Genomic DNA, 320 nt, shown 5'->3' with positions numbered 1-320 from the left:
GACCGGCGTTCCGCAGCCGTTGATCGTGCAGGCCTCGATGACGGAGGTGTTGGCGGCCGGACGGCCCTTGCCGGTCAGGCCCTTGTTCCAGGCCAGCCGAGCCTTGAGCTGCCCCTCGCTGGTCTCGGGCAGGCGGGGACGCTGAGCACGGGAGGCCATCAGGCACCACCGTCCTTGGCAAGGGGCCGCTGGCAGGTGCACTGCCGGTTCGCGATCGTCATGTCGGCAAGCCGCTGCTCGAGGTCCTGCGTCTGAGCGCGGGCCCGGATCAGCTCAGCCGACGGGGGCAGCGGGCGGGGGGATCCGCCGTCGATGTGCCG

The organism is Streptomyces kebangsaanensis, from assembly GCF_001906585.1.
Lineage (GTDB): Bacteria > Actinomycetota > Actinomycetes > Streptomycetales > Streptomycetaceae > Streptomyces > Streptomyces kebangsaanensis.
This window is presented reverse-complemented; position numbering follows the sequence as displayed.